Origin of the sequence: Phocaeicola faecicola, assembly GCF_013618865.1 — a bacterium.
GTDB lineage: Bacteria > Bacteroidota > Bacteroidia > Bacteroidales > Bacteroidaceae > Phocaeicola > Phocaeicola faecicola.
In genome coordinates, this window is record NZ_JABSOE010000002.1 from 67,744 (window position 1) to 93,968 (window position 26,225).

At 42.9% G+C, this 26,225-nt stretch carries 25 protein-coding genes and 1 pseudogene; 21 read left to right on the forward strand and 5 right to left on the reverse strand.

Annotated elements, in window-relative coordinates:
- Window positions 1-2,076 carry an ATP-dependent nuclease gene (locus H3001_RS00800; RefSeq protein ID WP_074784178.1) on the reverse strand — a complete coding sequence of 692 codons (2,076 nt, stop codon included), beginning with the start codon at window positions 2,074-2,076 and terminating at the stop codon, window positions 1-3.
- A 228-nt stretch (window positions 2,077-2,304) separates the two neighbouring features.
- Between H3001_RS00800 and H3001_RS00805 the strand changes: the two genes are divergently transcribed.
- The 19 genes and pseudogenes from H3001_RS00805 (at window position 2,305) to H3001_RS00895 (ending at window position 19,977) form a co-directional block, all read left to right on the forward strand.
- Window positions 2,305-3,144, forward strand: a complete 840-nt coding sequence (locus H3001_RS00805; RefSeq protein WP_181213796.1) for a ParA family protein — start codon at window positions 2,305-2,307, stop codon at window positions 3,142-3,144.
- 28 nt (window positions 3,145-3,172) lie between these two features.
- Window positions 3,173-3,571, forward strand: coding sequence for a hypothetical protein (locus tag H3001_RS00810; RefSeq protein WP_181213797.1), 399 nt, complete (start codon window positions 3,173-3,175; stop codon window positions 3,569-3,571).
- A 3-nt stretch (window positions 3,572-3,574) separates the two neighbouring features.
- On the forward strand, window positions 3,575-4,192 hold the full coding sequence (locus H3001_RS00815; protein WP_181213798.1) for a MarR family transcriptional regulator: 618 nt from the start codon (window positions 3,575-3,577) through the stop codon (window positions 4,190-4,192).
- Complete coding sequence (locus H3001_RS00820; protein ID WP_181213799.1) at window positions 4,174-4,608, forward strand: hypothetical protein; 435 nt, start codon at window positions 4,174-4,176, stop codon at window positions 4,606-4,608. Before H3001_RS00815 ends, H3001_RS00820 begins: the two co-directional genes overlap by 19 nt.
- Window positions 4,609-4,674: 66 nt before the next feature.
- A complete protein-coding gene (locus H3001_RS00825) occupies window positions 4,675-5,031 on the forward strand; it encodes a DUF4134 domain-containing protein (protein ID WP_181213800.1) in 357 nt (118 codons plus the stop codon).
- Window positions 5,032-5,043: 12 nt separating this feature from the next.
- Window positions 5,044-5,334, forward strand: a complete 291-nt coding sequence (locus H3001_RS00830) for a hypothetical protein (RefSeq protein ID WP_005649295.1) — start codon at window positions 5,044-5,046, stop codon at window positions 5,332-5,334.
- Between the two features lie 15 nt (window positions 5,335-5,349).
- Window positions 5,350-7,650, forward strand: coding sequence for a TraG/VirB4 family ATPase (locus tag H3001_RS00835; RefSeq protein ID WP_181213801.1), 2,301 nt, complete (start codon window positions 5,350-5,352; stop codon window positions 7,648-7,650).
- Between the two features lie 622 nt (window positions 7,651-8,272).
- A complete protein-coding gene (gene ltrA / locus H3001_RS00840; RefSeq protein WP_181213802.1) occupies window positions 8,273-9,928 on the forward strand; it encodes a group II intron reverse transcriptase/maturase in 1,656 nt (551 codons plus the stop codon).
- Window positions 9,929-10,044: 116 nt separating this feature from the next.
- A pseudogene (locus H3001_RS00845) lies at window positions 10,045-10,584 on the forward strand (TraG/VirB4 family ATPase); the annotation flags it as partial.
- Window positions 10,578-11,324 (forward strand): hypothetical protein, encoded by a 747-nt coding sequence (locus H3001_RS00850; RefSeq protein WP_181213803.1) that lies wholly within the window; start codon window positions 10,578-10,580, stop codon window positions 11,322-11,324. The pseudogene H3001_RS00845 and the gene H3001_RS00850, both read left to right, overlap by 7 nt.
- Before the next feature lie 65 nt (window positions 11,325-11,389).
- Window positions 11,390-12,043: a hypothetical protein gene (locus H3001_RS00855; protein WP_018711100.1), complete on the forward strand. Its 654-nt coding sequence runs from the start codon at window positions 11,390-11,392 to the stop codon at window positions 12,041-12,043.
- A complete protein-coding gene (locus H3001_RS00860) occupies window positions 12,033-12,719 on the forward strand; it encodes a DUF5045 domain-containing protein (protein ID WP_181213804.1) in 687 nt (228 codons plus the stop codon). Before H3001_RS00855 ends, H3001_RS00860 begins: the two co-directional genes overlap by 11 nt.
- Window positions 12,720-12,779: 60 nt before the next feature.
- Complete coding sequence (locus H3001_RS00865; RefSeq protein ID WP_181213805.1) at window positions 12,780-13,907, forward strand: hypothetical protein; 1,128 nt, start codon at window positions 12,780-12,782, stop codon at window positions 13,905-13,907.
- 19 nt (window positions 13,908-13,926) lie between these two features.
- On the forward strand, window positions 13,927-14,523 hold the full coding sequence (gene traK, locus H3001_RS00870) for a conjugative transposon protein TraK (protein WP_117680768.1): 597 nt from the start codon (window positions 13,927-13,929) through the stop codon (window positions 14,521-14,523).
- A gap of 12 nt (window positions 14,524-14,535) precedes the next feature.
- On the forward strand, window positions 14,536-15,024 hold the full coding sequence (locus tag H3001_RS00875) for a hypothetical protein (protein ID WP_181213806.1): 489 nt from the start codon (window positions 14,536-14,538) through the stop codon (window positions 15,022-15,024).
- Complete coding sequence (gene traM / locus H3001_RS00880; protein WP_181213807.1) at window positions 15,021-16,232, forward strand: conjugative transposon protein TraM; 1,212 nt, start codon at window positions 15,021-15,023, stop codon at window positions 16,230-16,232. Before H3001_RS00875 ends, traM begins: the two co-directional genes overlap by 4 nt.
- Before the next feature lie 50 nt (window positions 16,233-16,282).
- Window positions 16,283-17,170: a conjugative transposon protein TraN gene (gene traN / locus H3001_RS00885; protein WP_181213808.1), complete on the forward strand. Its 888-nt coding sequence runs from the start codon at window positions 16,283-16,285 to the stop codon at window positions 17,168-17,170.
- Window positions 17,171-17,173: 3 nt separating this feature from the next.
- On the forward strand, window positions 17,174-17,647 hold the full coding sequence (locus tag H3001_RS00890) for a hypothetical protein (RefSeq protein ID WP_181213809.1): 474 nt from the start codon (window positions 17,174-17,176) through the stop codon (window positions 17,645-17,647).
- Between the two features lie 20 nt (window positions 17,648-17,667).
- Complete coding sequence (locus H3001_RS00895; RefSeq protein WP_181213810.1) at window positions 17,668-19,977, forward strand: type IV secretory system conjugative DNA transfer family protein; 2,310 nt, start codon at window positions 17,668-17,670, stop codon at window positions 19,975-19,977.
- 102 nt (window positions 19,978-20,079) lie between these two features.
- Here the strand turns inward: H3001_RS00895 and H3001_RS00900 are convergent, their stop codons facing one another.
- Window positions 20,080-21,300, reverse strand: coding sequence for an IS256 family transposase (locus tag H3001_RS00900; RefSeq protein WP_005848572.1), 1,221 nt, complete (start codon window positions 21,298-21,300; stop codon window positions 20,080-20,082).
- Window positions 21,301-21,426: 126 nt separating this feature from the next.
- On the opposite strand from H3001_RS00900, the gene H3001_RS00905 reads away from it, so the two are divergent.
- Window positions 21,427-22,059: a TraX family protein gene (locus tag H3001_RS00905; RefSeq protein WP_181213811.1), complete on the forward strand. Its 633-nt coding sequence runs from the start codon at window positions 21,427-21,429 to the stop codon at window positions 22,057-22,059.
- Window positions 22,060-22,168: 109 nt separating this feature from the next.
- Here the strand turns inward: H3001_RS00905 and H3001_RS00910 are convergent, their stop codons facing one another.
- The 3 genes from H3001_RS00910 to H3001_RS00920 all read right to left on the reverse strand — a co-directional run bounded on the left by H3001_RS00910 (window position 22,169) and on the right by H3001_RS00920 (window position 25,352).
- Complete coding sequence (locus tag H3001_RS00910) at window positions 22,169-23,425, reverse strand: hypothetical protein (RefSeq protein WP_181213812.1); 1,257 nt, start codon at window positions 23,423-23,425, stop codon at window positions 22,169-22,171.
- A gap of 1 nt (window position 23,426) precedes the next feature.
- A complete protein-coding gene (locus H3001_RS00915; RefSeq protein ID WP_117695340.1) occupies window positions 23,427-24,440 on the reverse strand; it encodes a hypothetical protein in 1,014 nt (337 codons plus the stop codon).
- Window positions 24,441-24,716: 276 nt separating this feature from the next.
- On the reverse strand, window positions 24,717-25,352 hold the full coding sequence (locus tag H3001_RS00920) for a glucosaminidase domain-containing protein (RefSeq protein WP_181213846.1): 636 nt from the start codon (window positions 25,350-25,352) through the stop codon (window positions 24,717-24,719).
- Between the two features lie 83 nt (window positions 25,353-25,435).
- On the opposite strand from H3001_RS00920, the gene H3001_RS00925 reads away from it, so the two are divergent.
- On the forward strand, window positions 25,436-26,221 hold the full coding sequence (locus H3001_RS00925) for a DUF4099 domain-containing protein (RefSeq protein WP_181213813.1): 786 nt from the start codon (window positions 25,436-25,438) through the stop codon (window positions 26,219-26,221).
- Window positions 26,222-26,225: the final 4 nt, after the last annotated feature.

Genomic DNA, 26,225 nt, shown 5'->3' on the forward strand with positions numbered 1-26,225 from the left:
CTATAGTTGATTTAATATATATAATATTGGCTCATTTTTATTCAATACTTTTTTTAAAGTTTTCTTAATATCGTCAAAAGAAGTACGTCCTTCATTATACGATTTTAATTCGTTTTTAAGATTATCAATTTCTTCATCTTCATTATATGTATCTAATACATATTCTAGCATTTGAACAATTAATTCGTTTGAAAATTTAGATTTTGCAAATACAATAGCATCTAATATATATTTAGGAATACATATAGATGGAGTTATATACTTACTTAGAAGTATTGCATACCACCCTTTACCCTTATTTTCAGCCATCGTTAGAATCCGTTTTCCATATTTCTTTATGTCATCAGACTTTATATCTTCTTCGGATATTTTAATTGTAGCATTGTCAACATAAACATCTTTAATAGTTGACAAGATTGCATCAACATTTCCAGCCTTTATAAATTCTATCTCGAATGTATGTTCAGCAAAAAATGAGCCAATCCACTTGCTCCTTTTTTTTAGGCCTCTCAACTTTTCTTTTCTACTTAATCCTAATTTATGAGCCTTGGTAACTTTTCCAGTTATAGATCTATCTAAATCTGTAATAATGGCACATCTTTTCTTTATTCTTTGATTATGAAATAACAGTGCAAGATTCTCAAAACCAGTACTTCTAACATTAATTAAACTTATTCCTAATTCATCAAGACTAATTCCTAACGTTTTCTTTACCATAATTGGAATAAGTATTTCTTCAGCATCTCCCTCTACTAAGATAACACTTTTTGCAAATAGAATATTACACCTTATGGCATCTAAAAACCTTTGTATATGCATTCTTTCTTCATTTTTTAGACCTATAAATGGTTGATAAACTTCAGAATAATTTTTAAACCTATTTATAATATTCATATTTGAGATATTTGAAACCTCCGAAATATGAGTGGAATGCGTTGAATAAATAATTTGTGTATCTTCATATTCTATTTTATCAAATAAAGCCTTCTGTATATGTGTATGAATATGTGCTTCAGGCTCTTCTATTAGAAGAAAGTTTGCAATCCGATCTTTCTCTTTTCTATATTTATACTCTAGAAGTTTCAATGTTAGGTATATTAAATTAGCCCCACCTAAACTTAATTCATGAATACTACCTTCATAATCTTCTTCCGGTTCTCCGATAAACAATTTTAATGCATGAAATAATTTTTCGGTCTCATTAGGAAGATTGGATTTTATAGACAATGAAGAAGGAGAGTAAGTTGTACCAACAGCCTCTTTTATTGTTTCGGAAATATTATTAGTAATTTCCTTAATATCATTTAAGTTTTCTATCGTTTCATTTAAATCTTTTACTTTTTTTGATATTACCTCTGAATCATCATCATTTAACTCTTCACTTTTACTTTTTAGAAGTGTCAATAAAGGATTTTTTTTATTATCTTGGAAGTCTGATACAACATCTCGCAATGCCTTAATGAAAGTAAATGAAACTTCTTTCCTAACAGATAATTGATGAGGGATACAACCTCCAAACTTTGAATCATCTATCTCATAATTGAAAATTACGTTTTCAAAGTCTCCCATCAATTCATTTTGTACATTTTTATCATTAAAATCAACCGTACTCTTCCCTGTAAAAACCGTCTCATAATCATTAATAGTAATTTTATCTAAAATACTTTTTAAGCCATCATGATCTCCTTTTTTTAATTCTGAAAGTTGTTTTCTGATTTCAGACTTAGGCCTAAAAAATAAATTATAAGTTGCCTTTTTAACTTTATCATCTGCTATGACTCCACTTCCATAAACGAATAAAGCTTGGATAGCTTCTTCATTTGATATTTCACTGAACTCCAAACTTATTATAATCCATCTTCCTTTCCAATTTATCAAATTTCTATTGAAATCGTTTTCATTAAGTTTATATGCAGAAGATAATAAGTTATCATCCAATATAAGACGAATAGCCCTGAATAAATTGGTCTTACCAGATGCATTTTCTCCAATTATAGTATTTATTCCTTTATTGAAAAGGAAAAATGAATTCTCAAAATTGCGATAATTCACTAATGATACTTTTGAAATATACATATTTATACTCCCTTTTAAAAACTGAATATTACAAATTTAGTGCATTGTTTCATATAATACTAATAAATGATTTTTAATTGTAACATTTTTAGTCAAAAACACTTTGGTAGATAATAATAGTATACCAAATAACATAGGTTTAAATAACCTAATTAACAATTGTGTTGCGCATTTCTTATCTGAATACTTTGGTTAATACATTTGTCACAAAATCAATCAATACTTGAAATGATACAAACTCCGGTTATAGTGACATTCGCCAATCAGAAGGGAGGCGTTGGAAAGACTACACTCTGCGTCACCTTTGCCAACTATCTGGTGACAAAGGGAGTGAGAGTTGTGGTAATAGACTGCGACTTCCAGCACTCCATCATGAAATGCCGTAAGGCTGACATCAGAAAATACGGTGAACAGGAAATGCCATACGAGGTATGGGCATACGAAGCAAACGACAAGGTGATGATGACTTCCCTTATGGAGAAACTGCACAACGATCCTGAAATTGACGTTGTTCTGATGGACACACCGAGCAGTCTGAAAGCGGAAGGGCTGATACCCATGTTCGTCAACTCTGACATCATCATTGTTCCATTTCACTATGACCTGGTAACCGTTCCGTCCACAGCCAGCTTCCTTATGTTTGTTGACCGGCTGAAAAAAGCTGTCGGTGAAAGGATGAAGGCCAGACTCTTCATCATACCCAATCTGAATGACGGAAGAATCGGCAAGCGTTCCGAACTGCTTATCTGGGACAATGCAAGAGATACTTTCTCCAACTATGGATACGTCACTGCGAAGATTCCCAAACGTGCGGATATGGAACGGTTCAGTACAATGGCAGCTCTGGATATGCAGGCCGCTATCGTTACACCGGTCTTTGACAAGGTCTATCAGAGTATCTTCGATACACTTGAACCGATAAGGGAAAAAGAACTCAAAGGCATACAGCTGACGGAAAATCTGAATCCCAAGCCTAAGAAGAAAAAGAAGGCACAGCCGTCTGATGAAGCTTCACAAAACAATACCGGCCAGTCTGGTACAGGTAATCAGAACAAAGAACCAGAATAATCAGTAACACTTCAATAACCATAGCACTATGAGTAAGGATATACCGGAAATAGATGACCTGACAAAAGGCATCAATGATTCAGAACTTATATTGACGCAAGATACCGCAGGAACACAGGTTAAACAAAAGGAAAATAATAATGAAGCACAGGAAAAGGATACTGCTGTTTCCCTTTCGGATACAGGATGCTGGGATGACTTCATGGAATTCCTTCAATCGGACGATTCCAAAACGGACAAAACAGAAAGACTTGTCTGCAAACTCGACCGTGACCTTGCGGATTCACTTGATGACTGCAATATACATGGCAGATGCCGCTCTGACCTGGTGAATGCCATCGTAAGGGCATTCTTCAAGTTCTACCTGCCACGTCTGGCAGAATACAGAAGGGAAAAGAAATCATTGTTTAACAGTTATAATCTGTAGGATATGAAAAAGACAGACTGGACCGACAGGATGCTGGCCGCTCTTGTTGAACTGTATCCGGTAGAGACCACAGCCTATACCGCTGCCGTTCTCAATCTGAGCGAATCGACCGTCAAGCTGAAGGCCCGTGAACTTGGACTTGTAAAAATGGCCAAATCCAGATGGATGGAGCGTGCCGACTATATCAGAAACCATTTCCAGGAGTGTTCCTTCTCTGAGATAGGGAAAGCTCTCGGTATTACCCGGATGAGTGTCGGACGCATAGCCGCTGCAATCGGACTCAAACGCACAGGTGAAGAGAAACACCTCATTTCATCACGTATCCGTACTCAGATGGTAAAGAGGGAAAGACGGCGTATCGTCTTCGGACTGGAACCCATAACCGGTATCCGTGTCATTTCAAACAGGGCGAAGGTAAGGGTGCGCTCAAACATGAAATCAAACGGATACATCATCAGTGAGGAACACAACGTGATTTATTATACCGGCACTACGGAACGCAGGGAACGTCTGGAAAGCCGGGGTATCAGACTGGGGCTGCATATCCTTCCGTTTCCAGAAGACAGCTCCGCTATTTCATCCAACATCATATTACAACAGCCATGCAGTACGGACAGATAGTATTCCTTCTCTTCGTGGCAATGGTATTCTACTATGCGGCAATGATTTTCATGGACTTCCAGAGGGCAAAGGCCGCACAGAATGCCGAGCAGGACAGCCATAAAGAAGAGGACATAGACATATCGGAAGAGGCACGAAGCTTCAAGCCGATAAGGATAAACCGGGATGGACCTGAATCCAAAGAAGAGAATCAGGAAGAGAATAATATAGAGAATCCCGGAGCTGAGAATGAAAATACAGATTCTGACGGTACAGAGAAATCTGCATCCAAATCAGAATCTTCCAGACACGTTTACCGGGAGGCCATCATGACTGACGGCATTCTGGTTGAGAATATCATTCAGGAAATAAACCGGCTGGCAGAGACCGGTACCAGTGACCTCGGTGCCGTTATCTTCAGCTGTGAGAATGCCTGATATATATACCGTTCCTTTAGTGACATCTGTTTCTTTGGCGATGAAATCCTTTAACATTATTCAGAAATGCAGATAATAAAGAAAAATGCCCGGAATCTTATGGAGCGTTTCATCGGTTCAAGTTTTGCACAGAAGAGCGTGATGGCGGCCATAGCACTCGTTATTTCCACATCAAACGTAATGGCAGGAAGCAAGGGTGCAGCAGGTTTTACCAAGGCCACACAGGAAGTCAGTTCCTACCAGACTCCGGTATCGAACCTGATGAAGGCCATTGCTGCCGTTATCGTTCTGGTCGGTGCCTTCAATGTCTATTTCAAGATGCAGAACGGAGACCAGGACGTGAAGAAGACCATCATGCTTACCATCGGAGGCTGTATCGCATTCATCGCACTCTCGGAAGCTCTTCCGCTGTTCTTCCAGTAATCCTTACCCGACATGACAATGAATCAGGAAGGATACCCTGTGTTCAAGGGATTGCAGAAGCCGCTGGAGTTTATGGGCATACGCGGCCGTTTCCTTACTCTGGCAGCGGCAGCCATAGGCGTATCATTCGTAGGCTTCATCGGTTTCTCAATCGCTTTGGGAAAGGTTGCAGGGTTCATAGCCATGATGGTCATGGCACTGGTAGGACTGATAACCATCTACATCAAGCAGCGTGGAGGACTCCACAACAAGAAAAGGGCAAGAGGCATCTATATCTACAGAAGCCTGAGAAAAGAACAGTAAATCACTTTATACAGTATGGCACACAAAAGGAAAAGAATATTTGACGGACTCTATGCGCAGCTGGAGGAGACGGACGGCAATGTCGTGCTGTTCTCGGCCAGAGGTGAGCCGTCAGTTATCTTCGAGATAACCAATCCGGTCCAGCAGCTCTGTACGGATGCGCAGCAGTACATGCTGTTTCATGACGTGCTATCCAATATCCTTCAGACTATCGGTGAGGGATATGCACTGCAGAAGCAGGATATTCTGTGCAGACAGGCATATCACCATGACGTGCCGGACGATGCGGAGTTCCTGACAAGGAGTTATTTCAGATACTTCGAGGGAAGGGAGTTCACAGAGATAAGGACTTTTCTTATCCTCACCCAGGAGGCTCAGAGAAGCCAGTTCATCCAGTATGACCCGAAGAGATGGCTCGATTTCCATGCCAAGGTATCAAAGACGGATGATATTCTGACAGAGAAGCATATCCGGCACAGGAAGCTCGGCAAGGAGGAAGTCAGCGAGTACTGCCACCGTTTCATGGCATTCCAGTTCCGGCACGGACCGTTCTCGATGACCAACTTCAAGGCTTCGGACGAATATCTCAGGACAGGTGACCGGATTATCCGTTCCTATCCGCTGGTGGATATTGACGAGATTAATCTGCCTTCCATGATAAAGCCGTACACGCAGATGAACATCAACGGCTACGGTATCGCAACCGACCTGCTTTCTTTCCTTACCGGCGTCCCCTACTCGGACTGTGTGGTGTTCAATCAGGTCATTCAGATACCGGGACAGAGGAAGCTGCTGCGCAAGCTCCAGGCCAAGGCGAAGCGTCACGGTTCCATGCCGGACCCGAGCAACCGTATTGCAAAGGCCGACATTGAGGAAGTGCTGGACAGGTTGGCCGTTGACAGTACCATGCTTGTGTACTGCAACTTCAACATTCTGGTGAGCTGTCCGCCTGACAAGGTTACTCCGGTAACTTCCTTTCTGGAGACAAAACTGTACGAGTGCGGCATCATGCCGTCAAGGACAGCCTACAACCAGCTGGAGCTTTTCATGGACAGTTTTCCCGGTAACGGCTATGCCTTCAATCCGGACTATGACCTGTTCCTGACACTTTCGGATGCTGCCCTGTCCTTTTTCTTCAAGGAGCATCTGAAGGAGTCTGAGGATACACCGCTGACCACATACTACACCGACCGTCAGGGACTGCCTGTCTGTATCGACATTACCGGCAAGGAAGGCAAAAGGAAAATGACGGACAATGCCAATTTCTTCTGTATTGGTCCTTCAGGTTCCGGAAAGTCCTTCCACATGAACAGTGTGGTACGTCAGCTTCTGGAACAGAATACGGATGTGGTCATGGTGGATACGGGCGATTCCTACGAAGGCATATGCGGATATTACAAGGGTACATACATAGCCTACTCGAAGGAGAAGCCCATTTCCATGAATCCCTTCAAGGTCACGAAAGAGGAATATGAGCTTAATTTCGGTGAGAAGAAGAACTTCCTCAAATCGCTGATATTCCTGATATTCAAGGGTAACGCATTTCCAACAAAGATTGAGGACATGCTGATAAACCAGACCATCGTGGAGTATTACGAGGCCTATTTCAATCCGTTTGAAGGATTCAGCGACAGTGAGCGTGAGGCACTGAGACAGAAACTGCTGGTCGCCGCCAAGATGGAGGATGACTATGAACAGTACACGCACAGCATGGAGGACATCGACAGGCAGATAAATACGGAAGAGGTTCAGGAGAAGGCTGAAAGCCGTGCCCTGCTGCTGCCTTCCGAAGTACGCCGTCTGAAGCTGATCCGACAGTGCCGCTCACTGACTGCTCTGATAAATGATGAAGCGGCCACAGAATCGGAAAAGGAACGTGCACTTACTATCATAGAAAAATATAAGAGGGAACTTTATAACAATTCCATGCTGATTAAGATAGACAGGCAGATTGACCACATGGAGGAACAGAAGCGCAGGCTGAAGGTTCAGGAACTCTCGTTCAATTCCTATTATGAGTTTGCCCTGGAACGCATACCGCAGATTACACAGCTGGAGAAAATCAGTTTCAATATACATGACTTTGCAGCCATACTGAAACAGTTCTACCGTGGCGGCGAGCTGGAGATGACGCTGAACTCCGACCTGGACATTAACCTGTTTGACGAGCGTTTCATTGTATTCGAGATTGACAAGATAAAGGATGATCCGGTGCTTTTTCCGATTGTGGTGCTGATTATCATGGACGTGTTCCTGCAGAAGATGCGTATCAAGAAGGGACGGAAGGCTCTTATCATCGAAGAGGCATGGCTGTGACATGTAAGTCTTGTATATGATTGTTCAACTTTCATTCCACGAGTTGGAAATAGAACGATTGAACCTGTTGTTCCGTCAACAGTAGCCTATGGGAACGTGCGGTATTAAGCAATGAACCCGTGCGGTAACAGAACCAACAATGAAGCCCTTCCGAAAGGAGAAGTCTGAACCGTGAGGGGATGACAACTGCCGTTAGTATCGAACGACAGGGGAGCTAGGCTGAATGGTATGAATAACGTAATGTGAACCGTTGATAAACGTCGTAACTTCGAATGAGCTGCTAATGATACTGGGCTCTAACCCAAAAGGGATGCAGTCGGATAACCTTCTCCATGCTAAGGTTACACGGACATAACGACTGCCGGCGGATAGACGGATTCTAACCCATTCGTTTGTCATATACAAGAAACATGGTAAACCCGTACTTCTCCTGTTAACAGCAGGTAAGCAGACCGTAAGTGAAGCCGAATGGAGTGCGGGCAGAGGAATGCGGAGAAAGCGAATGCCGTTCTGTAACGGAACGGATAGAGGTTGAAACATCACCTCACACGAAAGTGGGCAGACTTCCGCATGGTGGATGTTTTACAAGAAACTTATAGAACTTATTAAAGGAGAAAAGCAAATGAACGAGATTAAAACATCGTGTGCATCTACTGACCGGAAATGGAGCACTTGGGAAAGCATAGACTGGAACAAGTGTGAGATAGCGGTTAATAAGCTACAAGCACGTATTGTAAAAGCTCAAAAGGCGGGCAAACACGGCAAGGTGAAATCCTTGCAATGGGTGCTAACGCATTCGTTTTACGCTAAAGCTTTAGCCGTAAAGCGTGTTACATCAAACAGTGGCAGTGACACCGCAGGCGTTGACAAGGTGAAATGGTCAACTCCCAATGCCAGATTCAAGGCTATCGGTGAACTGAAAAGAAGAGGCTACAAGCCCCAGCCGTTAAAAAGGGTCAATATCAAAAAGAGTAATGGGAAACTACGTCCTTTAGGTATCCCGACGATGAAAGACAGGGCTATGCAGGCATTATACCTGCTTGCGTTGGAACCTGTATCGGAAACAACTGTGGACAGTAATTCCTACGGTTTCCGTAAAGAGAGAAGTACTGGAGATGCAAGGGAACAATGTTTTTGTGTCCTTGCAAAGAAAACTTCTCCCGAATGGATTATGGAGGGTGACATCAAAGGTTGTTTCGACCACATCAGCCACGAATGGCTGCTGAACAATATCCCTATGGATAAAGTGATGCTGCGGAAATGGCTCAAATGCGGTTTTGTCTTCAACAAGGAGCTATTCCCCACGGAAGAGGGTACCCCACAGGGCGGTATCATTTCACCAACTCTTGCGAATATGACACTGGACGGGCTGCAAACTATGCTTGCAGAGAAGTATCACAAGAAATTTGTAAACAGGAAAACGACCTACTATCCCAAAGTACATCTTGTACGCTATGCGGATGATTTTATCATCACGGGTAGAAGCAAGGAAGCTTTGGAAGAAATCAAACCGTTAGTAGTAGACTTTCTCAAGGAAAGGGGATTAACCCTGTCGGAAGAGAAAACAAAGATTACACACATTGATGACGGATTTGATTTTCTTGGGTACAATATCCGAAAATACAAAGGAGTGCTTCTAATCAAACCGTCCAAAAAGAGCCTGAAGAAATTCATGCAGAAAATCCGGGGAATCATTGATTCCAATAAAGGAAGCAAACAGGAATCACTTATAAGGCTCTTGAATCCTGTGATAACAGGCTGGGTAAACTACTATAAGAATTGTGTGGCTTCTGACACATTCAGAAAAGCTGACTACCTGATATTTGAAAAGTTGTGGCAATGGGCTAAGAGACGACACCCCAAGAAAGGCAAATACTGGATTGCCGACCGATACTTTACACGGGTAAAAAACCGCAACTGGTGCTTCGTGGCAAACTTCAAGAAAGGCAAGACTGATGACAGGATTGCACTGAAAAGGCTGTATGACACAAAGATTACCCGATATGTCAAGATAAAAGGTGAAGCAAATCCCTTTGACCCCGAATGGACAGAGTATTTTGAAAAGCGTAAGACTTACAAGATGCTACAGTCGCTCAACGGTAGAAAATCATTGCTGTACATGTGGGAAAGACAGAACCATTTATGTCCCGTATGTGGTAAACCCATAGACAAGGAACATCCTTGGGGAACTTCCCAACAAATAGTCAATGGCAAGAAAGTAAATTTCCTGCTGCATGACAGCTGTAGAAGAAAAGTCATTCAAACTAATAAGATGTAACTATGAGCTGGTTTCTATTAAATAGAAATTTAACACTGCTTGAGCCGTATGATTGGAAACTTTCATGTACGGTTCTGAGGGGGGAAAGGGGCAGTAATGCCCCTGACCTACCCGGCAAGGCAATAGCATCACCTACCATGGCGGAATATATAAAGTATTTGTATAAGACCGTCCGGAAGTTCCACGGAATAGCCGGTGTGGTCACACAGGAGCTTAATGACGTGATTGATTCCCCTATCGTGAAGGAGGCCATCATCAACAACTCGGATGTGAAGATTCTGCTTGACCAGACCAAGTTCAAGGACAGGTATGAGGATATTGCAGCCATTCTGGGACTCACAGACATACAGCGTCAGCAGATTTTCACCATCAATGCGCTGAACAACCATGAGGGAAGAAGCTACTTCAAGGAGGTGTGGATTTGCCGGGGACAGCACTCGGATGTGTATGGTGTGGAGGAAGCACCTGAATGCTACTGGGCATATACTACAGAACGTACCGAAAAGGAGGCACTGAAGATTTATCTTGCCCGGTACGGTACGCTGCAGGAGGCCATCACCCGTATCGAGGAAGACCGCAAGGCGGATGGAGGGCTTCTGTATCTGGAGTTTGCAAGAAAAGTCAACCAACATCAAAAAGTTATGTCACTATGGTAAGAACAGTATTAAGAATCATATCGGTTATAATGCTTTCTGCATTTGTCTGCATTAATGCACATGCTGCCTGGAGAATCGTATTCGACCGCAACTGTCTGAAGATTGTCATGGCCAATACCGCTTCACAGAAGCTTATCGAGGAACAGCACAACCAGCGTGTGGATACCATTGCCGCCAAGAAACAGAAGGTGGAACTCTATACGGTAAGCATGGCTACCATGAAGGAACTATACAAGCTGAGCATGGAGAACATATCCGGTTTCGGGACTGAAAGCCTTTATTACAAGGAAATAGGCCTGTGCGCTTTGGATATTCTACGAAATGTTCCGGTACTTGTCAGCACGGTAAATAAGGCCAAATTTTCAAACAGGCTGCTCTGTCTGAACGAACTCGGCAACCTTGTAGCGGAAACCCAGCAGCTGGTCGGCAACTTTGTCAATATCGTGAACAATGCCAGGATTCCCAATCCGTTGCAGGGACAGGCAACAGCCGAGAAAAAGAATGACGGCTACAACCTGCTGGACAGGTATGAAAGGCTGACACTGGCCAACAGCATCTATACTGACCTGAACAGGATACGCTACAAGGTGGAAGGGATGGTTCTGATGGCACAGTATGCCACTGCAAACGACCTCTTCTTTGCCATAGACCCGGAAGGATGGGCAAATGTGGTGACCATGAAGAATCATGTGGGAAATCTTGTACAGGACTGGAACGGCCTGATTGCTTCAAATTATTAACCCTTAATATGTATGTGTCTGTCATGAGAATCAGGAATATAAGTATCATATCAGCCGGTATTATAATGCTGTTGCTGCCTGTAAAGGCTTCCGCTTTCATAATACCCAAAGACCTGCCGACCATCGAAGCACTCATTGCCCTGCACAAGGCCATAAAGAAGGACGAGGACAAGGCTCTGACAAGGGTGGCCACAAGCTATGGCGAGCAGTCGCTCATTGAGAAGGGTGCGGAAAAGTTCAATGATGTCAGGACCACTCTGGATACAAGGCTGAACAATGCCTATTCATACCTGGTGCTGGCCGGTGCCATTTCTTCAACGGCCAACTCACTGTATCAGCTGGTAACGGAATACAAGGACTTTACCGGTAATACTTTCAGTCATGTATCGAAGAAGCCTTTCGTTGCATGGTATTATGCCGATGCCAACGTGGCAATATCAAGGGAGATACAACACTGCTACAGACTGTATGCATCCGTAGCCGCTTCGGGGATAAACCTGATGAAGGCTTCCATGGATGAGAAACTGAATCTGGTAATGACACTGAAGGCTTCAATCGACAGGGCAAGGTATATAATAGACAATGCCAACCTGTATTGTTTCCTTGTCACGGACTGCGGATGGAAGCCGGACTATATTTGGGAGATACTGAACTCCAATGTGAAGAATGAGATAGCTGAGCGTGTAATCAACAAATGGAATCAGGGATATGCAGGTTAGAAGAATATTTACAATAATCATGTGTCTGGCAGTATCATGTATCATATTTACATCCAATGCCCAAAGCATAGTCAGTGACAGTGAAAAGCAGAAGCAGTGGAAGTCTATGGAAAACGGTCCGTGGGATTTTGCTCCTGACTGGTATTACTTTTTCCTGCATAAGAAATATTCCGGTGCGGAAATGTACTGGAAATGGGACTGGTTCAATTCCGGATTCCGTGTCCGTTTCAAGGAACCCAAGTCTGATGTGAAACGTATCATGCCGGTACGTGTGACTGCCGAAGAGACACAGAGGCAGAAAATCAAGAAAGTGGAGAGTGAGCGCAAATATATCGAGGAACTGTATAAGGAAGAACTGGCAAGGGAGGCTGACAGAAATGTTGACCTGATGTATGCCACTTACAAGGACGAGTTCAACCGTATGCAGGACTGTATCACGGACGGACTGCTCTACTGTATGCAGAAGAGTGACGGCAAACTCCGCTATCAGGTGGACGAGCTGAGCCGCCAGAATGAAATACTCTGTGCGGATATAGCCTATATACACAAAACCGGTGTCGGCTATGGACTGGAGAACGCCAAGCGGCAGAAGGCATACGAGGAAGCCAAATCCAGGATAGCAGAACTGGTCAACAGGACTGCACACCTTTGTGCCGTTGCCGCTACGCATTATTAGACATTCTCTATAATTGATAACAATTCAGGTAATAATATTAAACAAATAATATAGTCAATCATGAATCTACTGTTTATTCCGCTGACAATAGGACTTCCGGCCATTGACGAAAGTCTGGAAAAGCTGCTGACGGCCATGGAGACATTTCCCAATGTGGCCGTTCTCGGTGATGCCGTTTCAATGGCAAAGGCTCTCGGTCTGTGCCTGGCCCTATGTGTCGGTTCATACGAATGCTGGATGATGATGCTCGGAAGGCGTGGTATGGATATCATGAAGCTGTTGCGCATCATCGGCATTTCCCTGTGTATTTCATCCTCTTCATGGATATGCTCGGCTTTGCAGGTTCCGGGAAAGAGTCTGGAGTCCGCTACATGGGCTATGGCCAAGGCAAAGAACAAGGAAGTGGCGGCCTTCGAGCTGAAGGTGGCACAGAAACAGAGTGAATATCTCGACAGGCTGAGAACCGTGCAGGACTCCATAGCCACGGCAAAGCAGGTGGCCGAAATCGGTCAGGATGCTGCCTGGTGGGACAAGCTGATATATAATGTGGAGAATCTGGGCTCGACCATCAACAACTACGCCCAGAGGGCTGCCGTGGCAGCTGAGACGAAGGTCAGTGAATGGATAAACGATGTAATACGCTTTGTCGGCGAACTGGTTTTCCAGATGTCGTATTACGGGATGCTCGTGGCACAGAGGATTTTCATGGCCATCATGATGATATTCTGTCCGATCATGTTTGCCCTCTCGCTGGCACCGCCATGGAACTCGGCCTGGAGCCAGTGGATGTCCAAGTTCCTTTCCCTCTCGTTATGGGGATTCGTGACCTATATGTGTATCTATTATATAGACTTCATCCTTCTTTATAACCTGCAGCAGGATCTGGTGGCATACGACCATCTGCTTCATGGCTCGGTCAACTCATGGGAACAGATTGGCGCACTGGGACTGCAGGGAATAGGCTCCAACTGTATGTATGCCATGGGTATGCTCGTGGGTGCCTATATCATACGCTTCGTTCCTGAAGTGGCATCATGGCTGATTCCGGGAGGTGTAAGCTCGGGTACGGGTTCCGTTGCCGGTTCGGCTGCAATGGGTATCACCACTACTGCAGGTGCCATGGCCGGAGGTGCAGCAGGTTCCGCCATGAAAGGAACTAGTTCGGCTGTCAAGTCATTAGTCAAATAACTTCAAATCTTTTTACAATATGCTTATTGAATCCCTTGCACAGAAAACCAGACTGGCTATGATGACGGTATTTGCTGTAATCGGAGGCTGCACCGTCATCTGTGCCTTTACCATCTGGTGCTGCATTTCCCTGGTCAATGAGGAAAGGCAGCAGATTTATGTACTTGACGGAGACATTCCGTTTCTTGCCGAGCGTGCACGGCTGGAGGCCAACTTCACTATGGAGGCCAAGGCGCACATACAGCTGTTCCACCAGTATTTCTTCAATCTGCCGCCCGACAACGACTATATCAAATGGACGGTAGGGAAAGCAATGTATATGGCTGACGGAACCGCACTGAAACAGAAACAGGCCATGGACGAGAACGGTTTCTACTCTGACATCATTTCCTCTTCGGCTGTCTGCACCATCATGTGTGACTCCATTCAGTTTGACGAACATGAACGGAAATTCACCTATTACGGTACGCAACTTATCAAGCGCAGGACCAGGGACATCAGACGCTCGATGGTGACAACAGGTTACATCGAGTCCGTACCGAGGACAAGGAACAATCCGCACGGTCTGCTCATTACCGGCTGGAGGACTCTTGAAAATAAGGATTTGGACTATTGATATACTGATATTATGAAATCATTCAGAAAAAAGATACAGGAAAGCCGTCTGAAAACGCATCTGCTTGTCAGGTCGTGGTTGCAGCCAAGGCTGGGTGCCATCGGAACAAGATACCGTCTGGCCGCAAGGATAAGACTGGCCAACAGATGGGCGGCAAAGCATCCGAAAGCTACATTCGCAGGTGTGGCAGGGACACTGCTTCTGCTACTTGTCAGTACCGTTGCCATAGATTCCGGCAACGGAAAACAGAGTGAACCGGATGTCAGTTCGATTGCTGGTATGGAACCGGTGTTTCAGGGATTCCGTACCATCCAGGCAAACAAGGACATTCACCGCAGTGCATTGACGGACATGACGGTAAAGGGACAGTTACTGCATCATGAACTGGACTCCATGATTGCCATACCTGTAAAGAGCCGTGAGGATTCCTTGCGGATCATCCTCAAATACCGGCAGCTGGAAAATATAGTCAAATCCATTAAAAACAATGATAACCCATGATTAAGATTAATTTCAAACAGCCCAAGTATATCTTTCCGCTGGTCATATTCGTTCCGCTGTGCGCACTGGTATACTTTGTGATGCAGACCTTCTCCGGCAGTGAGGAGACTGCCGGAACGGTAGCTACAGACCGTATCAACATGGAACTTCCCCAGGCCAATGCCGAGGAGGCCGGAGACAAGATGTATGAGATGTCCAGACATTTCGGTGACGAAGATGCCTTCACAGCCGTAAGCGGTATCGGGGAGGAAGAACAGAAGAAGGAGGAACTGGAACACGGCTACAGCGAGGAGGAGCTGAACCGTCTGGATGCAGCTGAAGCTGAAAGACAGCGGCAGCAAAGGGAGCTTGAAGAACTGGAGCGTTCCCTTGCAGAATCAAGAAAGCATATCAATGCATATGCTTACGGAAACGGTCCTTCGGGAAACGGTGAAACGGGTTACGGAGGTATGGGCTATTCCTCACAGGACGAGTTTGCACGTGACCTTGAAGAGATTCAGCGGAGGAGTTATGAACGGCAGAAGGCCATTGAAAGCGGACTGGGTATCAAAGACCCGGAAGCAGAGGAAGCGGAAAGAAAGCACAGGGCTGATTCCATAGCCAGAGTACGTCAGGAGGAAAGGGAACGCAACCGTCCGAGTCTGGTAATCAAGTCTGATGACACCAATGCCGACAGGTTCAATACGGTTACTGCTCCGGATGAATTTGCCGAGAACAAGCTGATACGTGCCATGATTGACCAGACTACAAAGGCGCATGAAGGCACACGTCTGCGGTTCAAGCTTCTGGACGATGTGACGGTAAGCGGTACAAAGCTGAAAAAGGGAACTTACCTCTATGGAACGGTAACAGGTTTCGGACAGCAGCGTGTAAGGGCTTCCATAACCAGTATCCTTGTCGGTGACAGGTTCATCAAGGTCAAGCTGTCCGTTTTTGACAATGACGGTATGGAAGGCTTCTATGTTCCTGAATCGGCTTTCAGGGATTTCATGAAGGATGCTGGTTCGAATACGGTACAGCAGAATATCAGTTTTGAATCCAGTGCCGGTTACGGTACAGGTATTTCTACAGAGGCCATTGCACTCCAGTCGCTGCAGAACATGTATAACTCTGCAACTTCTGCCATATCTTCCAATATCAGAAAGAACAAGGCAAAAATCAAGTACAATACCATCGTTTATCTGATAAACTCGGAGGATGCAAGATAAGTGCAGTTTTTCAATAAAATATTAATGTCATCATCAAAATATAATAGAATATGAAAACCAGGATTATTCTGATAATATGTCTTATCACAGGCATAGCCGTACATCTGTCGGCAAACGAGAAGATATACATCAACCGGGAAGTGACCACGCACATTGTCATGCCTGAGAACATCAAAATGGTGGATATTTCCACTACTAAAATTATAGGCAACCAGTGTACAGACAACATCGTCCGCATCAAGCCTTATCTGGAGAATGATTCCATATCATCTGAAGGTTACAGCGAAAATGAACTGCTGGGTACACTAACCATTATTGGTGAGCGTCATATCGCCCAGTATGACATCCTCTATACCGAATCACCCAAATATGCTTCTACCATCTACAATGTATCTTACAATGAGACACAGTCCTATATCAATCCGGAGGTTTCCATGCCGATGGCTGAGATTGCACGATATGCCTGGGCTGTCTATGGAAGCAGAAGAAAGTTCAACCAGATTGTATCCAATAAAAACAGAATCAGGGCATACATCAACAATATATATTCCATCGGTGACTATTTCTTTCTGGACTATACACTGAAAAACAAGACCAGGATTGCATACGACATTGAGGAGATAAGGGTAAAACTTACTGACAAAAAGGAAACAAAGGCAACCAATTCACAGACCATAGAGCTTACTCCGGTATTCTCCATGAACAATACCCGTAAGTTCAGGAAGGACTACAGGAACGTGCTTGTACTTCCGAAGCTGACTTTCCCTGAAGAGAAGGTGCTCCGTCTGGAGATTTCCGAGAACCAGATTAGCGGACGTGTAGTGGTACTCACCATCGAGTATGAGGACATTCTCAATGCGGACGGCTTCGACTCGGATATTCTGGACGGTGCCGACTATTACCCCTACTATTATATTGATCATTCCATAAAAATATAGGCCATGAAGAAGATTCTGTTCATTATGTTTTGCTCGGTTGCATTCATCGGTGCATCGGCACAGACCGGAAAGGTTTCCGTCAATGCCGGATTTCTTTTTCCAAGTACGCTGAATGCCACTTTGGGTTATGAGTATCCGCTTTCATACGGAAATGCGGTAGAAGTATATGGTGAGGTCGGGAATCACTGGCAGAAACCGGTATGTCACAATTTCTGGAAAGGATATTTCTGGGATGGCAGTATAGTCTATAAGCACCGTCTGGCACGGTATAAGAACGGCATGATGCGCCTTCGTCTGGGGCCTCAGTTCGGTGCGGTACAGAAGAAGTTCTTCTTCGGACTGGAGGCCGGATTTGAATACAGCTATGTGTTCCGCAGCGGACTGGAGTTTTCAATAATCCAGAAGAACAATGTGAACTTCCTGCATGGGGATACCTTCCGCAACGGTCTGCTGTTGGGTATAAAGATTCCTTTCTGACAATATAAATTTTACGGCGTATGGCATTTGAGGAGACAAGGGAACAGCAGCAGATGTACAACTACTTCAGGAGCTGCATCTATATCTTTCTGATTATTGAAATCATCATGAATCTGCCTGTTACGGCAGACAACAGGGTTATGCAGTTCGTACTCGACCTGCTGGCACGGTTCAGGGTATTCAATTCCGTATCGGGATGCAAGGTGGCCGAACTGATATGCATATGTATTGTCTGTATCGGTACAAAAGCAGAAAAGTCCCTGAAGTTCAATGTAAGGACAATGGTTATCTATCCGGTACTGGCCGGCCTGACTCTTGTGGGGCTTTGTTTTGTATTTCATGGCATGAGTTTCGGATTCAGCTGGCTGGGATTTCCGGCCAACAGGCTTATGTATGCAGTCTGTTCGGTAGTCGGTACCATGCTGGTACATCAGGGACTGGACGGTATTGCCAAGTATTACAACTACAAGGTTGGTGAGGACCGTTTCAACTTTGAGAACGAATCGTTCCAGCAGTCTGAAACACTGGTCAGCAATGATTATTCGGTGAACATTCCGATGATATACTACTGGAAGAAAAAGATGCACAGGGGATGGATCAATATCATCAATCCGTTCCGTGGCACAATTGTACTGGGTACACCGGGTTCCGGTAAGTCTTTCGGTATCATTGACCCGTTCATCAGGCAGCATTCAGCAAAGGGATTTGCCATGATGGTATATGATTTCAAGTATCCGACACTGGCCAAGACGCTTTTCTATCAGTACTGCAAGAACCGCAAGGCAGGCAAACTGCCTCAGAACTGCGGATTCCGTACCATCAACTTTACTGATGTGGAATACTCCAACCGCATCAATCCGATTCAGCGGAAATATATCCCGGATCTGGCTGCAGCTTCCGAAACAGCGGCTACTCTTTTGGCCTCACTCAACAAGGGAGGTGGAGAGAAGAAGGGCGGTTCGGAAGCCTTCTTCACCAACTCTGCGGAAAACTTCCTGGCTGCCATCATCTATTTCTTTGTAAACTTCCATCCGGTCGGATTCAGGAACGGCAAGAAACTGAAGCGTTTCATATCACTGGAGGGAAAGAAACTGGAGATTGTCATACGCAACTGGGATGACTTCAATGCCATCGACAAGGACGGCAATGTGGTACTTGATTTCGTGGATGAGAACGGCAATGACGTATCGACTGACGAGGACCGTATGTTTGTGGACCTGAACGGATACAGTTATAAGGACAGGACCGGCAGGAAGATTCTGATTCAGAGGTGCTGGTATGAGGACGAACATGGCAATGAGGTGGAACCGGATACCGTAACCGGAGAGTTTTCGGATATGCCGCATGTGCTTTCATTTCTTGGGAGACCATACGACCAGGTATTCAATATCCTGATGCAGGATGACAGGATTGCTTCGCTGATGGCTCCTTTCAAGAGTGCATACGAGAATAAGGCGAATGACCAGCTGGAAGGTATGGTCGGTACGCTTCGTGTGAACGCCGCACGTCTTGTTTCTCCGGAAGCTTACTGGGTATTCACCGGGGATGATTTCGACCTGAAGATTTCTGACAAGGCTAATCCGAGCTATCTGGTAATAGCCAATGACCCGGAAAAGGAACAGGTTATCGGCTCGCTCAATGCCTTGGTTCTGAACCGTCTGATTACAAGGGTAAACTCAAAAGGTAATATTCCGGTGAGCATCATCGTGGATGAGCTTCCGACACTGTACTTTCACAAGATAGACCGTCTTATCGGTACGGCCCGTTCCAACAAGGTTGCCGTAACTTTAGGTTTCCAGGAGCTTCCACAGCTGGAAGCTGACTATGGCAAGGTCGGTATGCAGAAGATTATCACCACCTGCGGTAATATCTTCATGGGTGCGGCACGTAACAAGGAGACGCTGGAGTGGGCACAGAATGATGTGTTCGGAAAGGCAAAGCAGACTTCACGTTCCATTTCCATCAACGACCACAAGGTATCAACCACAATCTCTGAGAAGATGGACTTTCTGGTTCCTGCAGCCAAGATTGCGGATATGGCAACAGGCTGGCTGGCCGGACAGGCGGCACGTGACTTTACGGCTACCGATGACAGTATGCTTGACCATTTTGACATCGAACAGTCGGAAGAATTCAAGACCACAAAGTATTTCTGCAAGACGCACTTTGACATGAAGAAGATTAAGGACGAGGAAAAGCACTATGTTTCTCTTCCTAAAATATATGAGTTCAAGAATGACAAAGAGAAGGAAATCCTGCTGAACCGTAACTTCAAGCGTGTGAACCAGGAAGTGGAGGATATGGTAAAGGAACTTCTCGGTATCAGCTAAACATATAGCCTATGAATATGACCTTAAAACCGGCATTCGGACTTAGCGGTACTGTCCAAAATTTTGTGTAAATGGAAACAGGATTCAGTTGTAAGTTTGTTCTTATATCTGGATTCTGTTTTCAAATATAAGCATAAACTGGTTCATAATCAATCCCCAGTTTGAAATAGGCATTGTCCATTTCTTTTCAATCTCCATAAGTGAAAGATACACGGTCTTTTTTACGGCATCGTCCGACGGGAATGAAAGCTTTGATTTGGTGTACTTTCTGATTTTTCCGTTCAGATTCTCAATAAGATTTGTGGTATAGATTATTTTCCTGATTTCCAATGGGAACTGGAAGAAAACAGTCAGATCATCCCAGTTGTTTCTCCATGAAAGTATGGCGTATGGATACTTTCCTCCCCATTTCTTTTCCAGATTGTCAAGTTCTGCGGCAGCAACTTCCTTATTAGGTGCATTGTAGATATTCTTCATATCCGCCGTAAACTCTTTCTTATCCTTATAAACGACATATTTACAGGAGTTCCTGATCTGATGTACCACACAGATCTGAGTGGATGACTGGGGGAATACGGTACGGATGGTATCTGTAAATCCATTCAGATTGTCAGTACAGGTAATCAGTATATCCTGCACTCCACGAGCCTTCAAGTCGGTCAGGACACCCATCCAGAAAGAGGAACTTTCCGATTTGCCGACCCACATGCCAAGGACTTCCTTCAGGCCGTTCTGTTTCAGACCGACACAAAGATAGACGGTCTTGTTTATAATCTTGCCGTTATCCCGTACCTTGAAGACGATACCATCCATCCAGACTATCAGATAGACCGGATCCAGAGGACGGTTCTGCCATTCCTGCGCAGCCTGGCTTACCTTGTTTGTAATAATGGAAATAGCTGATGTAGAGAGCTCTATTTCATAAATCTCACGCATCTCCTCCTCTATATCGGAAACACTCATTCCTTTGGCATACAGGGAGATAACAAGCTTCTCTATAGAAAGTCCCCGGCTTTCATGCTTGGGGACTGCTATCGGTTCAAACTGCCCGTTGCGGTCACGCGGAATGGAGATGACAGACTCTCCATGTCCGGTCTGAATTTTCTTCGGATAACTGCCATTCCGGGAGTTGCCGGTGTTGTTCCCTGCCACGGAATTCTTCTCATACCCCAAATGGGCATCCATCTCACCTTCAAGCATCTTTTCCAATACCTGCGCATGCAACTGATTCAGAAACCTGCTCACATCCGCTTCTGTCTTGAACTGGCTAAGGAACTCCTTGCTTAATACCTCATCAGGCACTACTTGATTCTTTTCTTTCATAATCTTTTTCATTTGGTAAATGTATAAAATAAAAAATACGGAACTCGATTTTGAATCCCGTATTTTCCATTTACACAAAATATTTTATAGTGCCGACTTAGCGGCAGTGCCCTGAAAGTCATTGCCATGATTTCCATGGTAGTTGACCATGTTGCTCTTTATCTGATGGAACACGGTACCCTATTATACGAAACGATGCGCTGTATAGGGCGCATCGCTTTTCCTGTGTTTGCCTTGCTGATAGCGGAAGGGTTTATTTATACCAGGAACAGGTACAGGTATTTCTTTACCCTGCTGGGCTTTGCCGTAATCAGTGAAATACCCTGGTATCTGCTGAATGGTGCTGACGGGACACATAATGTGATGTTTACTCTGGCTTTGGGTCTGGCCACACTCATGGTTCTTGAAAATCTTCTGCAACGTAGTCTGGTACTGGGATTTCTTTGGACACTTGGCATGGCCGGACTCGCTTCATGGCTTGGAGTGGATTATGAGTGGAGAGGGATTATTGTAATCGTTATCTTTTATCTTTTTCACTCACAGACTAATAATAACAACATACATATTATTTATAATATCTCTGTGTTCATAATATGTTTTATTTTAATGGCTCATTATGGAATAATTGGCACAATACTAGCTTGCACAATTACTGCTCTATATAACCAATCCAGAGGGTTTATAAATAAAAATAAATTTAAATACATGTTCTATGGCTTTTATCCTATACATATAATTATAATATTTTTATGTCAATAAGATTTCCATATTACAAGTTCTTTAACTTTTAAATAAATCACACTAACTATATACATTTATACTATTCTTTAAACTATATATGAGTTCACTAAAAAATAGTTATTTATTTTTATTGAGAAGTTTTTAAAAGAAGTTCAAATGTTTCATCAATAAGATGGCGATTCTCAATTGCTTTTATAGAATATTTCCCTTCATCAAAATATATTACAGTTTGGGTAACAGCCTCCCGTACAAACTGATACCATATAGCTATGTTTATTGCGAATGGATTCCCCTGATATGCAGCTACCTTGCCTATATTACCTGCAACAGCAACAGAATAAGCTATAAAAAATATTTTTTTCTTTTTTTGTTCATTCTTCACACGGATATAATCTCTTTCAAATAGTGGTAATGTAGGATTACTTTCTTTATGCATTGTAAGAAAACAATAAATATTAACAACTATATTTATTACAAGCCTACATGTAGACATTGTAGCTAAATGTCGCAAATCATAACCTTGTTCATACATATAAGTGACCAATTCACCAATTGTTCTTTCTTTTTCACCAAAACTACCAACTTGAAACATTCTTAGAACAGATGTTCCAGGAATTGGAATCCCCTGTTTTGTGAATACATCTGAAATAATATGACCTAGCCATAAGAAAGGTGCATAAAATATCTTTTTTAGATCTGGCTCAATAACCTTATCAATATGAAGTACTCCATTCTTATCTATGTATGAAAATGTTCCTGAAACAATATCCTTAATACCCCATATAAGTCCTAAAATGCTTGGATCATGTCCTAGACTATATACTCTATGGTTTTTGGGATACATACCAGGAATATTTTCTTTAACTGACGCATCATAATTAACGTGAAACCATTTCTCTAATGTCTTTATCCACTTAGCCTCCTTACCGTCATTTGTTGTACCTATTTTCTTAAGTATAGTTGTTAAAGGACTACCCTCACAATGAACTTTCTCTCCATTAAGTTTTATATCCATAGTTTTAGGAACCTTAACAAGTACAAAATCAACAAGTACAGCCAAACCACCGGCAAGACAAGCGACTAATAAATCCACGTTATTAACATCAAGTGCTTTATTTGCCTCAGTCTTACTATTAACAGAAAATAATATAGAATCTATTTCTGTATTAATCTGCTGAATGTCATCTATAGTTGATTCAGAAGATATGTTCGATTCATCAATCCCAGCTTTATCAAAAAGTGATTTAATTCTATTATTTAATTCTTCCAATTTTCTGTCATCTTCTTTTATATCTGAAGCGAGAACTGATGTTTGTTTTTTTACTGCAAAAATATCTTCTTGAAGACCAGAAATTCTATTTGATAAACTATGAAAATCCTCCATACTATGCTGCGCCTTTAACTAATTTTTCTAGAATCTTAATGCTTTCTTCTAGATTTTTTATTTTCTTTTTGTTCTTCTCATTAGCTGTTTTTAGTTTAATAACTTCCGATTTCAATTGACTTACCTGTTGATTAATATTCAAAAGTATTTGTTGAAAATACGATGTATCCTTTTGTATTGCTAAAACTATTTCTTTAAGCACTACTTGTAATTTTGCTGCTTCAGATAAAACTGCATTTGAACCAAGTGATGCAATTGAAGCACCTACAGCAGTACCTGCAGTTGCACCTAGTAAAGAGCCGCCACCAACTAATACGGCAATACCTCCTGCCATACCAAATCCACCAGCAGCTACGGCACCGCCACCAAGTGCTGCAAGGCCGGCGGAAATTGCAGCTGCACCAGACAAGCCATTTGCAGCAAAAAAAGCAATTATCTCATATTGAAATGTAACTATTGCAATTAAAAGTACAATAATTCCTATTCCAGCCCCCATTGCAACTTTTGTCCAATAACCTGAAAGTTTTTTTACAGCTGATTTATGAGAATTTTCAAATACTTTAATATATTTCTTATCAATACAAAGAATATCAGCAATTTCATTGAGAGTTTCTTGCCTTACCTTTTTATCAATAGCCAATCCTTTAAAAGGTTTATAGGCTTCCTTATTATCACTTAAAGGATAGTATGGTGAATATAAAACACATTCTAAAAACACCATATACTTCCATACTTTATTCTGTGCATTTATATCTAATCTATTTATTTTAGTTTTCAAATCTAAATTACTTAATTTAATCTGTGACGGATTACCTCCAAATGATTTCAGATAGTCATCAATAGATTTATCCCATGTATTCAACCAAAGTTGCTTCTGGCCTCTCTTATTTGAACCTAAAATTGGCTTTTTTTTACCCTCTTCATGTACATCATTGAATGTTAATTTTCTTTGTAGAGCAAAAAGGATCTCGCTTTGTTCTGCAGTCAATCCAAAAACTGAAAATTTATTTTGCATGTATTATAAATAAAATTATTGTTTATACGAATTAAACTAGTTGTCAAAAATTAAATTCTACTAGTCCATATAATGTTACAATATAATTGATACTCAAAGTTACAAAAGATTACTGTTTAATCAAGTATACTAAAAGATATTTAAATATGTATGATTGCAAATTAATTCTTTCAAATTAAATCTTCACATATATTAACGTTACATTCTGTTTATTTACTAATATTAGTATTAAGAATTAAGGTTTTCATTCAATATGTAACATTAATAGTATAAGATTTATAATGTCTTTAATATTCTTATTACAGCTATTATATAATTTGGATCCTCCGCATACCCAATCTCATCAAGCCAAAGCAGATAGTTTCCTACTTTATACTTATATTGCACTTTAGTATAATAAGCCCTTACACTTTCTGTCCAATGATTGAATTCATAGTATTTTCCTGTACGTGGATTGGTAAGCCCGAAAAGATTATGCTTGTTCCGGCATACTGATGAACGGAACCATCCGGTCTCCAGTATAGCCTGGGCCAATACTATTTTGGGATATAGAATTCTGTTTCTTATAATTTCTTTATAAAGGTTAGGGATAGTAAGTTCAGGAAGTTGATTTTCTGCTTTTATAATGTCATCTACATTCTTTTGCTGTTCTCTTTTCAGGGATGCTTTTCTGTCACTATTCCGGCTGTTATCATCCAATTCCTTTTGATTGTCCAGCCTGACAATCAGGGTATCCTTTACCATCATCTTATTCTTTTTCCCTTCTGTAACATCCTTTCCAGCATTGTTATAAGCCTCTTTTTGTCTTTCTGTTGGCAGAAGTTCCGATTCTCTGGTTATCGTATAGAACTGTGCCGATACGCTTACCGGCAGTAGCATTAACATCAGTGAAATCAGAATAGTGTTGCGCATTTCTTTTTCAGGGGATTGCCGTGAATACATTTGTGGCATTCAGGCGGTTAGAACCGCAAATATAACAGCTTAATTACAGTAATATGGAAATGCACAACAGAAATCAGTCCGATTTGTTGCCATACGAAAAACTGGCAATACTGGGTATCGACCGTGAAAAGGCGGACAGTTTACCTATGGAAGTGAAGGAGAAGCTGATGGCAGGTGAAGTGACTCCCATCATGCAGGTATCCATCAACGCAAGGAACGGCAGCATCATCACCATGCCGATGAAGCTTCAGATGACTACAGACAAAAACGGTGCTCCGGCTCTTATTGCCTATCCGGTACGTGCCGAACTGGACCGGGAACGCAACAAGGTTCTCAATCTCACTCAGCAGGAGGCTGAACGCCTGGCCAGAGGTGAGGTAATACAGAAGGCAGTCAACGTAAACGGTGAAAAGACTCAGCAGTATCTCCAGCTTGATCCGGAAACAAAATCCGTCATTCACAAGCGTGTCACAGACATAAAGCTGGAGCAACGTCTGAAGGACATGGAGAAGGTGAACGACATTGAACTGGGTATGCAGCAGAAGCAGCAGGTACGAGAGGGAAAACCTGTTGAGCTGAATGTGGGCGGCGAGAAGGTTTCAGTCGGCATTGACCTGAAGGAGCAGCAGGGATTCAAGCTTATCAAGGGAGACATGAAGGAATGGGAAAGACAGCATAAGCTCCGCTATGACGAGATTCATCCTGAATACCTCGGCCTTGTCATGACTGACAAGAACCGATGGGAATATCAGAAAGTGGTGGACAGACAGTCCGTGGAGCGTGCCATTTCACTCTCTCCATCCCGAAAGGAAACAAAAGCAAACAGCCTTAAACTCTAATACT

Bases quoted from the DNA above. Each gene is read 5' to 3' on its own strand.
- H3001_RS00920 (WP_181213846.1), bottom strand. From the start codon at position 25,352: ATGCGCAACACTATTCTGATTTCACTGATGTTAATGCTACTGCCGGTA.
- H3001_RS00855 (WP_018711100.1), top strand. From the start codon at position 11,390: ATGCTGTTGCTGCCTGTAAAGGCTTCCGCTTTCATAATACCCAAAGAC.
- H3001_RS00800 (WP_074784178.1), bottom strand. From the start codon at position 2,076: ATGTATATTTCAAAAGTATCATTAGTGAATTATCGCAATTTTGAGAAT.
- traN (WP_181213808.1), top strand. From the start codon at position 16,283: ATGAAAACCAGGATTATTCTGATAATATGTCTTATCACAGGCATAGCC.
- H3001_RS00860 (WP_181213804.1), top strand. From the start codon at position 12,033: ATGCAGGTTAGAAGAATATTTACAATAATCATGTGTCTGGCAGTATCA.
- H3001_RS00820 (WP_181213799.1), top strand. From the start codon at position 4,174: ATGCAGTACGGACAGATAGTATTCCTTCTCTTCGTGGCAATGGTATTC.
- H3001_RS00865 (WP_181213805.1), top strand. From the start codon at position 12,780: ATGAATCTACTGTTTATTCCGCTGACAATAGGACTTCCGGCCATTGAC.
- H3001_RS00825 (WP_181213800.1), top strand. From the start codon at position 4,675: ATGCAGATAATAAAGAAAAATGCCCGGAATCTTATGGAGCGTTTCATC.
- H3001_RS00890 (WP_181213809.1), top strand. From the start codon at position 17,174: ATGAAGAAGATTCTGTTCATTATGTTTTGCTCGGTTGCATTCATCGGT.
- H3001_RS00850 (WP_181213803.1), top strand. From the start codon at position 10,578: ATGGTAAGAACAGTATTAAGAATCATATCGGTTATAATGCTTTCTGCA.
- H3001_RS00875 (WP_181213806.1), top strand. From the start codon at position 14,536: ATGAAATCATTCAGAAAAAAGATACAGGAAAGCCGTCTGAAAACGCAT.
- H3001_RS00900 (WP_005848572.1), bottom strand. From the start codon at position 21,300: ATGAAAGAAAAGAATCAAGTAGTGCCTGATGAGGTATTAAGCAAGGAG.
- H3001_RS00835 (WP_181213801.1), top strand. From the start codon at position 5,350: ATGGCACACAAAAGGAAAAGAATATTTGACGGACTCTATGCGCAGCTG.
- traK (WP_117680768.1), top strand. From the start codon at position 13,927: ATGCTTATTGAATCCCTTGCACAGAAAACCAGACTGGCTATGATGACG.
- H3001_RS00905 (WP_181213811.1), top strand. From the start codon at position 21,427: ATGATTTCCATGGTAGTTGACCATGTTGCTCTTTATCTGATGGAACAC.
- H3001_RS00915 (WP_117695340.1), bottom strand. From the start codon at position 24,440: ATGCAAAATAAATTTTCAGTTTTTGGATTGACTGCAGAACAAAGCGAG.
- H3001_RS00830 (WP_005649295.1), top strand. From the start codon at position 5,044: ATGACAATGAATCAGGAAGGATACCCTGTGTTCAAGGGATTGCAGAAG.
- H3001_RS00910 (WP_181213812.1), bottom strand. From the start codon at position 23,425: ATGGAGGATTTTCATAGTTTATCAAATAGAATTTCTGGTCTTCAAGAA.
- H3001_RS00895 (WP_181213810.1), top strand. From the start codon at position 17,668: ATGGCATTTGAGGAGACAAGGGAACAGCAGCAGATGTACAACTACTTC.
- H3001_RS00805 (WP_181213796.1), top strand. From the start codon at position 2,305: ATGATACAAACTCCGGTTATAGTGACATTCGCCAATCAGAAGGGAGGC.
- ltrA (WP_181213802.1), top strand. From the start codon at position 8,273: ATGAACGAGATTAAAACATCGTGTGCATCTACTGACCGGAAATGGAGC.
- H3001_RS00925 (WP_181213813.1), top strand. From the start codon at position 25,436: ATGGAAATGCACAACAGAAATCAGTCCGATTTGTTGCCATACGAAAAA.
- H3001_RS00810 (WP_181213797.1), top strand. From the start codon at position 3,173: ATGAGTAAGGATATACCGGAAATAGATGACCTGACAAAAGGCATCAAT.
- H3001_RS00815 (WP_181213798.1), top strand. From the start codon at position 3,575: ATGAAAAAGACAGACTGGACCGACAGGATGCTGGCCGCTCTTGTTGAA.
- traM (WP_181213807.1), top strand. From the start codon at position 15,021: ATGATTAAGATTAATTTCAAACAGCCCAAGTATATCTTTCCGCTGGTC.